This is a genomic window from Rhodococcus sp. (in: high G+C Gram-positive bacteria) (assembly GCF_049286785.1).
In the GTDB taxonomy this organism is placed as follows: Bacteria; Actinomycetota; Actinomycetes; order Mycobacteriales; family Mycobacteriaceae; genus Rhodococcus_F.
Window position 1 is genome coordinate 1 of the sequence record NZ_JBAQEO010000918.1, and the last position, 8,772, is coordinate 8,772.

Sequence of the window (8,772 nt, forward strand, 5' to 3'; positions counted from 1 at the left end):
CCATTGCGCCTCCTTCGTCGATATGAGAATATCGTTCTCATGTTTATACATCGAATTCTCGGTCTTGAGAAGCGTTCGCTGGCGAGCACTACCTCGGATGCCGGCGAGGTCGGCCGTGAGGGCTGAGGATCTGTTCCATCTCGGGATCGTCGCCGACGACCCGGAGGCGGCGCGGGCCGAGCTCGGATCACTGTTCGGCTACGAGTGGGGGAGCGAGGTCGGTGGGCCGATCGAGGTGATGCTCCCGACCGGCGGCTCCGTCGTCGATCTGAGGTGCGCCTATTCGATCACCTCACCCCGGGTGGAAGTGGTTCGGAGTGTTTCGGGAACCATGTGGGAATCCGCGGCGGGGGTCCATCACCTCGGCTACTGGTCCGACGATGTCGGGGCGGACTCCGACGAGCTCGCGCAGAGCGGCTACGTGACCGAGGCGACACGGGTCGGCCCCGACGGGCGCCCGTTCTTCACGTTCCACCGCAGCGCCGCGACCGGGCTCCGGATCGAACTCGTGAGCCGGACGGCGCAGCCCGGGCTGCAGCGGTGCTGGGCGGGTCCGGAAGGGGACGGAACATCATGACGACCGTAGGGATTGTGACCGGCGCCGGGCGCGGCATGGGTTTCGCTTGCGCGCAGCGGCTTTCGAACTCGGTGGACAGGCTGTTGCTGGTGGATCGGGACGAGATCACCCTGGCGGCGGCTACCGAGAACCTGTCGGCGGGAGGTGGCGGTGCGGTGGTCGAACCCTTCGTACTCGATATCACCGACGGCGGCGGACTCGCACGGCTCGCCGATCGCGTGTCCGAGCTCGGCACGCTGCGCTCGGTGGCGCACGCCGCGGGCATTTCGCCCACCATGGCGGACTGGCGCCGGATCTTCGCTGTCGATCTCGTCGGGACCGCGATGCTGGCGCAGGCACTCCGCCCGCTCGCCACGGCCGGGACCGCACTGGTGTGTTTCGCCTCGATGGCGGCGAGATTCGGACCCGCCGAACCGGAACCTGCTCTCGCCGCGGCGTTGGACGACCCGCTCGACGAACGGTTCCTGGACCGGGTTCGCGAGGCGGCCGGGCCGTCCGTCGAGGACACCGGTGTGGCCTACGCCTGGGCCAAACACGGCGTCCAGAGATTCGTCCGGCAGGAGGCGGTGCGACTCGGACCGGTGGGTGCCCGCATCTGTTCGGTCTCGCCGGGAATCATCGACACGCCGCAGGGGCAGCAGGAAGCGGCGAGCCACCCCCAGATGGATGCGCTCGTGCAGCAGACGCCGCTGGGCCGCACGGGGCGCGCCCAGGAACTCGCCTCGGTCGTTGCCTTCCTGCTGTCGGATGATGCCGGATTCGTCACCGGCACAGATATTCTCGTCGATGGAGGTGTGGTCGCCGCGGTGAGCGGGCGGGTACCGTCCGCGAGTTGACCGGCACGTCCCATCAAGGCCGGAGGGACCGCAGGAACAGTTCTACCGCGGAGCGAATGTGGCGTTCCCGATCGGCGGCGTCGCGCACGATGCCGAACGAAGCGAGACGCGCCGGCGCGACCGAAGCCATTCCCAGGAAGTGTTCGGCGAGCGTGTCCGGGTCTTCGGCAACGATCGCGCCGGTGGCTGCGTGCCGGTTCAACAGGTCGATCACCAGTTGTTTGCGCGGCCAGAATCCGGTGCCGAACGTCCGACGGGCCAGTTCGGGGTAGTGCGAAGCATGGGCAATCGCGATCTGCTCGAGTCTGATCATCGAGGGTTCGAGCGCGCGGTTCAGGGCGGCAGTGGCGATTGCGGTCAGGCACCCTTCCAGGTCGTCCTGATCCGGTGTGGACGGTTCGGGCATCGGCCAGTCGGTGCGCTGAACCGCCCACTCGAGTACGGACCGGAACACGGCCTCCTTGGTCGGGAAGCGGGCGTAGAGGGAGGGCTTGGTGGTACCTGCCGCCGCGGCGATGGCATTCATCGAGGTGCCTTCGTAGCCGTGCTCGAGGAAAAGTGCGAGCGCGGACTCGCGGACGCTGCCATCGAGTCGGCCGGCCTGTTCACGGGTGGGGCGGCCGCCGCGGTGAGGCCGGGGTGCTTCTGCGCTTCGGCTGGGCTTCGGCGAGGTCATGTTCCTCAGTCTGCCAGTCGCGTGGATGCGTATTCGGGTCTGGACAAAAAACTAGACCGCCAGTAAAGTTTCAATCAACTTGACCGTCGGTAAAGTTTTGTCCGCGACATTCATCGGCCCGGAGGCACAATGTCAGGAACGACCAAGCAGCGCAGCGTCGTCGAGATGCTCGACGAGATCTTCCAGGATCGGCGGAAGCAGGTGCCGTTGCTGGCCCAACGCGCCGAGGCGGAGGGCATCACGGAGATTAGATCCCGCGAAGACATGATCCCGTTGCTCTTCCCGCACACGACCTACAAGAGTTACCCGGAATCGCTGATCGCCAAAGGGCAATGGAGGCAGATGAACCGGTGGCTGGACTCGGTGTCGACCCACCGGGTGACCGATGTGGACGTCTCGGGCGTCACCGACGTCGACGGCTGGATCGAAGCGCTGGAGGCCGAGGGGCACCTTGTGTCGAGCTCGAGCGGAACGAGCGGGAAGAGTTCCTTCCTCAGCAAGTCCAGGCTCGATCGTGATGCGAACATGCAGAATATGCTCGACAGTCTGTCCGGGATGGGCCTGCCGCCCGAGCGGACGTGGCATGTCATCCCCGTCGGCCCCGATACCGGCCAGAGCGCGCACGTCGCGATGCGCGACCTGATCATCGACAACTACCGCCGGCCCGATGGCATCCCGTTGTTCGAGGGCACACCCACCGTCGGACACCACCGCTACATGGCCCGGCTGCAGGCGATGCGCCGGGCGATGACAGACGGCACTGCCGCACCGGACGAGGTGGCCGCCTTCGAGGCGGAAGGCGCGGTGCGGCAGGCCGAGCAGGAACGGCGACTACATCACTGGGCCGATCACATCCTCGCCCGACGAACCGAGCCGATCTTCTTCAATGCCCAGTTCACGCAGCTGTATCGGCTGTGTGAGATTCTCCGTGAGAAGGGTGCGTCGGACGGCGACATCACGGGTGTCAACACACTTACCTGCGGTGGCGGCCTGAAAGGTACGTCGCTGCCTGCCGACTATCAGGACCAGATCTTCCGGATGCTCAACGTCACCCCGGCCCGATTTCTGCATTACTACTCGATGCAGGAGTTGAACATTCGGCTTCCCAAGTGCCTCGAGGGGCGCTATCACGTGCCGGACGAAATCGTCCTGTTCGTGCTCGACAAGCAGGGCGAGAAGCCGGCGCCGGTGGTCGACGGCACGGTCGAGGGGCGCGCCGCGTTCTTCGACACGACTGTGGACGGCCGGTGGGGTGGAACCATCTCGGGTGACCGCATCACCGTCGACCAGGGTGCGTGCCCGTGCGGGCGTCCCGGCGATACCGTCCTACCCGACATCGCCCGGTACTCCGATCTCGGCAGCGACGACAAGATCACCTGCGCCGGAACGATGGATGCGTACGTCCGCGGATTCATCGAGGACTGAGATACCCATGACCACCACGACATCCGCACCCGCCGGCCCCAAGATCCGGGTTCCGCACTTCGTCCGGGGCAAGCTGATCTGGGGCGAGGAGAGCGAGTATCTCTCGCGTGACTTCGGCGTGCCGTTCGTGACGCCGCGCCTCGAGTACAACGGTTTGTTCGCTCCGCGATCCGAGGTCGGACCGGCCTTCGACGTCCCGATCTCCGAGATCATCGACTTCCTGGTCGAGACCGCGAAGTACCTCACCCTGGAGAAGAACGAGTACCTCCAGGAATCGCTCGAGATGACCCTGCAGGTAAGTGCGCTGCCGCGCCGGATCATCGAGAACACCTTCGCCCGGCCGGGGCAGTTCCTGACGAAGCAAGCCCTCGAATACCGTCTCGAGCGCACCTTCGGCGGCACCGACGTCCTCGACGGCTGGGTCGAACGCACCGACCCGAACGGGAGCGTCAGCAGAATTCGCGCCTTCCCGCCGCGCCTGGTCCACATGATGGCCGGCAACTCGCCGAGCGCGGCCATGACCACGATCGCCGACGCCGCGCTCACCAAGGGAGTCAACCTCTTCAAGATGCCGTCGGCGGATCCGTTCACGACGGTCGCCGTCCTGCGCACGATGGCAGACATCGCCCCGGATCATCCGGTACTGCGGTCGATGTCCGCCGTCTACTGGCGCGGCGGTGACGAGAAGGTCGAGAACATCCTCTACCGCTCGCAGTACTTCGACAAGCTTGTGGCCTGGGGCGGCGGCGCCGCAATCGAGAACGCCGCCAAGTATGCCGGCCCGGGATTCCAGCTGATCTCGTTCGACCCGAAGGTCTCGATGGCCATCATCGGCCGCGAGGCGTTCGAATCCGACGAGACACTGCGGGAGGTCGCCGAACTCGCGGCGGCCGATGCGACGATCTTCAACCAGGACGCCTGCCTCGCGGCCCGGCATATCTGCGTCGAGGGCGACCTCGATCAGGTCGATCGCTTCTGCGGCCTGCTTCAGGAGCGACTCGGAGTGGACCGCGACTTCGCGACGGCGATCGGGCCCAAGCCCGATGCCGAGATCCGTGACGCTGTCGAGGGAATGCGTTTCCTCGAGCCGGACTACCGGATCTTCGGCAAGTTCGACGGCAGCGGTCTCGTGGTGCGCTCGCCGGAGATGGTCGACTTCCATCCGACGAACAAGACGGTCAACGTCATTCCGATCGCGTCGATGCGGGAGGCCGCCTCCTACGCCACGGTGGCGACGCAGACGGTCGGCGTGTATCCGGCGCATCGCAAGGCGGAGATCCGCGACCACCTCGCCACCGCCGGCGTGCAGCGCGTGGTGAAACTCGGCAGCGCCCTCAGGGGCAGCATGGGCGGACCGCACGACGGAATGTATCCGCTGCACCGGTTCGTCAACTGGGTGGTGGACGACGATGCCTGACACGGTGGACGGGCCGGGCATGCCGCTGCGCGTGCTGGGCCGCTCCGGCCTGCGCGTCAGCGAATTGTGCCTGGGGGCCATGACCTTCGGTACCGAGTGGGGCTTCGGCGCGGAGGAGTCGGTGTGCCGTGAGATCTACGACGCGTACCGCGAAGCCGGCGGCAACTTCGTCGACACCGCCAACAACTACACCAACGGCTCGAGCGAGTCGATCGTCGGCCGGCTGGTGGCGTCGGAGCGCGACGCCGTGGTGCTGAGCACGAAATACACACTGCCGACCGACGACAACGACCCCAACTCCGGTGGGAATCACCGTAAGAGCCTGCGGCGCAGCATCGAGACGAGCCTGCGCCGCCTCGGCACCGACTACGTGGACCTGCTGTGGGTGCACGCCTGGGACCGGGACACGCCGGCCGAGGAGACACTGAGGGCGCTCGACGATCTGGTGCGCGCGGGCAAGGTGCTCGCCATCGGCGTGACCAACACGCCGGCGTGGGTGATCTCGCGTTCACAGGTCGTCGCCGAGTTGCGGGGCTGGACCGCGTTCTGTGCCGTGCAGGTGGAGTACTCGCTTGTCGCGCGGACTCCCGATCGTGAGCTCCTGCCCATGGCCCGTGCGCTCGACCTCGCGATGTGCGCGTGGAGCCCACTCGCACGAGGTCTGCTGGCGGGAAAACTTCCCGGTGGTGTCGAGCGGCTCTCGCCGTCCGCGCAGCGCGCGTTCGACGTCGCGAGGGAGATCGCGGACGAACTCGGGACGACGCCTGCGCGGGTCGCCCTCGCGTGGGTGATGCGGCAAGGACTCGTGCCGTCGATCGGCGCGCGCACCGTGGCGCAGATGCGCGACAACCTCGGCGCGCTGAACGTCAGGCTCGACGACACCCAGTGGGAGCGGCTCGAGTCCGCAACGCGCGTCAGGCTCGGCTACCCGCACGACTTTTTGCACGATCGGCAGGGCATGCTCTCGCCCACTGTGCTGCGCGGGACAGTTCGAAGCCGACCGGACAATGGGGTCCGGGTGGCGGCCACATGAATCGAGAAGGACGGGACGAAACGATGGACAAGCTCGATCACTGGATCGGCGGAGCATCGGCTCCGCCGGCCGGGTCCGCCTATCTCCCGGTGACCGACCCGGCGACCGGACGCATCACGCGACACATCGCGAGTGGCAACCCGGCCGATGTCGATTCCGCCGTCGAGTCGGCCGCGGAATCGGCCTCGGCGTGGCGACTGATTCCCGCTCTCACGCGAGGTCGGCTGTTCACCGGGCTCGCGCGGGCCATGCGCGCCGAAGCCGCGGCGTTGGCGGCTCTGGAGATCAGCGAGACGGGGAAGCCGGAGCCCGTGGCGCTTGCCGAGGTCGAGAACTCGGCGACGTACTTCGACTTCTACGGCGGTCTTGTGGGATTGCCCGTCGGCGACACGTTGGATGTGGCGCCGGACCAGCACGTGTACACACGCCGCGAACCGTTCGGCGTCATCGGTGTGATCACGCCGTGGAACGTCCCGCTCAACCAGGCCGCGCGGGCATGCGCGCCCGCCCTGGCCGCGGGTAACACCGTGGTGATCAAGCCGTCCGAGAACACGTCGTCGTCGACGGTGCGTTTGGCGCAGCTGGCATCGGAGGTCGGCTTCCCGCCAGGGGCGCTCAACGTGGTCCTCGGCAGCGGCCGGCACGCCGGAGCGGCGTTGGTCGACCACCCGGCCGTGGCCAAGATCGCGTTCACCGGGTCCGTGCAGACCGGGCGGATGATCGGCAGGATCGCCGCCGAGCGGATCATCCCGGTCACGCTGGAACTGGGTGGGAAGTCGGCGAACATCATTTTCGCGGATGCCGATCTCGACGCGGCTGTTGCCGGTTCGCTTCTCGCGTTCACGGCGAATGCCGGGCAGGTGTGCTCCGCCGGTACCCGCCTGCTGGTCCATCGGTCGATCCACGAGGAAGTGGTGAGCAGGCTCGTGGACGCCGCCACCGCCGTGCGAGTGGGCCGAGACATCGGACCGCTCATCACCCGGGATCAATTCGATCGTGTGCAGGAGTACTTCAAGATCGCGGAATCCGAAGGCGCGCAACCGGCGACAGGTGGAACCGTCTCGCGACTCGCGGAAGAGACCGGCGGTTTCTACGTCGATCCCACGGTGTATACCGGTGTCGGCAACTCTGCGCGGATCGCCCAGGAGGAGATCTTCGGTCCGGTGGTCGTCGTGATCCCGTTCGATACCGAGTCGGAAGCGGTGACCCTTGCCGACGACTCCGATTACGGTCTCGTCGCGGGAGTGTGGACGAGGGACGTCTCTCGCGCGCTGCGCGTCAGCGATCGACTGCGGGTCGGTCAGGTGTTCGTCAACACGTGGTCCACCGGGTCGGTGCAGACACCCTTCGGGGGATGGAAGAACAGCGGCTTCGGCCGGGAGAAGGGCGTCGAGGCGCTCCACCACTACAGCCAGGTCAAGTGCGTCACCATCGAACTCGACAAGGATTCTCGATGACAGAAAAACTCGTGACAGACAGACCCGCCGATACCGAATCGCTCGACGCGGCTCACCGCGCCCTGTTCGAGGCGGGCCTCGCGGTTCGTCAGGAGGTGCTCGGCGCGGAGTACGTCCACGCCGCAACGACTCGCAATGCAGGTACCGACGGTGAAGCGCTGCAGCAGTATCTCAGCGAGTTCGTGTGGGGCGGGGTGTGGACCCGGCCTGGGCTCGATCGCCGCAGTCGATCCCTTGTCACTCTCGGAATTCTGATGGCGCTCGGCCAGCACCAGGAACTCGCTGTCCATGTGCGCGCCGGCCTCGGTAACGGGTTGACGCGAGAGGAGATCTCGGAAGTGGTGATGCACGCGACCGCGTACGTCGGATGTCCGGCCGGCGTCGCCGCGATGCGGGTGGTGCAGGAGACCTTGACCGCGGAACTCGGGCCCCTGAATCCGAAGGACGGCACGACTCCGAAGGAGGGCGAGTGAGCACCGACAGGGAAGTCACCACAAAAGAACTCGGTGCGGGACCGCTGCCAGGCAGGAAGGTGGGGCAGATCGGGCTCGGCGCGATGGGTGGCCCCATTGCACGAAACTTCGTCGGCGCCGGCCAACCCCTGACCATTCGGGACGCCGACGCGGCGGCACAAGAACGGTTTCTGGCCGATCATTCGACCGCGGTCGGTGCCGACGGCCCCGCAGATTTCGCTGCCTGCGACGTGGTCGTGCTCTCCTTGCCTACCAGTGACATCGTCGATGCGGTGGTCCTGGCCGATGGTGGTCTGCTGTCACATCTGCGCCCCGGAAGCATCATCGTGGACATGGGATCGAGTGTCCCCGCACGAACGCAGGCTCTCGCGAAAATTGCTGGGGGCAGGGGAATTCACGTCGTCGATGCCCCGGTCAGCGGCGGGGTCGCGCGAGCACTGCAAGGCGACCTCGCGGTGATGGCCGGTGGCGACGGGCACGTGATCGACGCCGTCCTGCCTCTGCTCCGCGCCACCGGCCGCGAGATCATCCACGTCGGCCCCGCCGGTTCGGGACATGCCGCGAAGGCGCTCAACAATCTGCTCGCCGCCAACGGGCTGGTCGCGGCGGCAGAGGCCCTGCTGGTCGGTCGCAAGTTCGGGATCGAGCCTGCGACCCTGCTGGCCGTGATCAACGCGGGCAGCGGCCGGAATCAGGCGACCGAGACGAAGTACGAGAAGTTCGTCCTCTCACGCACATTCGATTCGGGATTCGCCGCGCAACTGATGCGGAAGGATATCGGTATCGCCCTCGATCTCGCGCGGCAGCAGGATGTTTCGCTTGTTCTCGGCTCCGTGCTGGGAGATCTGTGGGAAGCGGCGGTCGACGACCTCGCACCG

9 protein-coding genes are annotated in these 8,772 nt (G+C 66.6%); 8 read left to right on the forward strand and 1 reads right to left on the reverse strand.

Going from position 1 to position 8,772, the window contains the following annotated elements:
• The first annotated feature begins 115 nt into the window (after positions 1 to 115).
• Positions 116 to 577: a VOC family protein gene (locus WAW17_RS33400; protein ID WP_422337112.1), complete on the forward strand. Its 462-nt coding sequence runs from the start codon at positions 116 to 118 to the stop codon at positions 575 to 577.
• Entirely contained in the window at positions 574 to 1,413 is an 840-nt protein-coding gene (locus tag WAW17_RS33405; protein ID WP_422337113.1) for an SDR family oxidoreductase, read from the forward strand. The genes WAW17_RS33400 and WAW17_RS33405 overlap by 4 nt, the downstream gene beginning before the upstream one ends.
• Before the next feature lie 13 nt (positions 1,414 to 1,426).
• Here the strand turns inward: WAW17_RS33405 and WAW17_RS33410 are convergent, their stop codons facing one another.
• Positions 1,427 to 2,089, reverse strand: coding sequence for a TetR/AcrR family transcriptional regulator (locus tag WAW17_RS33410; RefSeq protein ID WP_422337114.1), 663 nt, complete (start codon positions 2,087 to 2,089; stop codon positions 1,427 to 1,429).
• 129 nt (positions 2,090 to 2,218) lie between these two features.
• On the opposite strand from WAW17_RS33410, the gene WAW17_RS33415 reads away from it, so the two are divergent.
• The 6 genes from WAW17_RS33415 to WAW17_RS33440 form a co-directional block, all read left to right on the forward strand.
• Entirely contained in the window at positions 2,219 to 3,514 is a 1,296-nt protein-coding gene (locus WAW17_RS33415) for a hypothetical protein (RefSeq protein WP_422337115.1), read from the forward strand.
• 7 nt (positions 3,515 to 3,521) lie between these two features.
• The gene (locus WAW17_RS33420) at positions 3,522 to 4,931 is read left to right on the forward strand and encodes an acyl-CoA reductase (RefSeq protein ID WP_422337116.1); all 1,410 of its coding nucleotides are present in this window, start codon (positions 3,522 to 3,524) and stop codon (positions 4,929 to 4,931) included.
• Complete coding sequence (locus WAW17_RS33425; protein ID WP_422337117.1) at positions 4,924 to 5,964, forward strand: aldo/keto reductase; 1,041 nt, start codon at positions 4,924 to 4,926, stop codon at positions 5,962 to 5,964. Before WAW17_RS33420 ends, WAW17_RS33425 begins: the two co-directional genes overlap by 8 nt.
• 23 nt (positions 5,965 to 5,987) lie before the next feature.
• Complete coding sequence (locus WAW17_RS33430; RefSeq protein ID WP_422337118.1) at positions 5,988 to 7,421, forward strand: aldehyde dehydrogenase family protein; 1,434 nt, start codon at positions 5,988 to 5,990, stop codon at positions 7,419 to 7,421.
• Positions 7,418 to 7,894 (forward strand): carboxymuconolactone decarboxylase family protein, encoded by a 477-nt coding sequence (locus tag WAW17_RS33435; protein ID WP_422337119.1) that lies wholly within the window; start codon positions 7,418 to 7,420, stop codon positions 7,892 to 7,894. The genes WAW17_RS33430 and WAW17_RS33435 overlap by 4 nt, the downstream gene beginning before the upstream one ends.
• Positions 7,891 to 8,772: NAD(P)-dependent oxidoreductase (locus tag WAW17_RS33440; protein ID WP_422337120.1), on the forward strand; the 882-nt coding region annotated here is incomplete at its 3' end. The genes WAW17_RS33435 and WAW17_RS33440, both read left to right, overlap by 4 nt.

Excerpts from the sequence above, each read along its gene's own strand:
- WAW17_RS33430 (WP_422337118.1), top strand. The coding sequence starts at position 5,988 with ATGGACAAGCTCGATCACTGGATCGGCGGAGCATCGGCTCCGCCGGCC.
- WAW17_RS33405 (WP_422337113.1), top strand. The coding sequence starts at position 574 with ATGACGACCGTAGGGATTGTGACCGGCGCCGGGCGCGGCATGGGTTTC.
- WAW17_RS33420 (WP_422337116.1), top strand. The coding sequence starts at position 3,522 with ATGACCACCACGACATCCGCACCCGCCGGCCCCAAGATCCGGGTTCCG.
- WAW17_RS33415 (WP_422337115.1), top strand. The coding sequence starts at position 2,219 with ATGTCAGGAACGACCAAGCAGCGCAGCGTCGTCGAGATGCTCGACGAG.
- WAW17_RS33425 (WP_422337117.1), top strand. The coding sequence starts at position 4,924 with ATGCCTGACACGGTGGACGGGCCGGGCATGCCGCTGCGCGTGCTGGGC.
- WAW17_RS33410 (WP_422337114.1), bottom strand. The coding sequence starts at position 2,089 with ATGACCTCGCCGAAGCCCAGCCGAAGCGCAGAAGCACCCCGGCCTCAC.
- WAW17_RS33435 (WP_422337119.1), top strand. The coding sequence starts at position 7,418 with ATGACAGAAAAACTCGTGACAGACAGACCCGCCGATACCGAATCGCTC.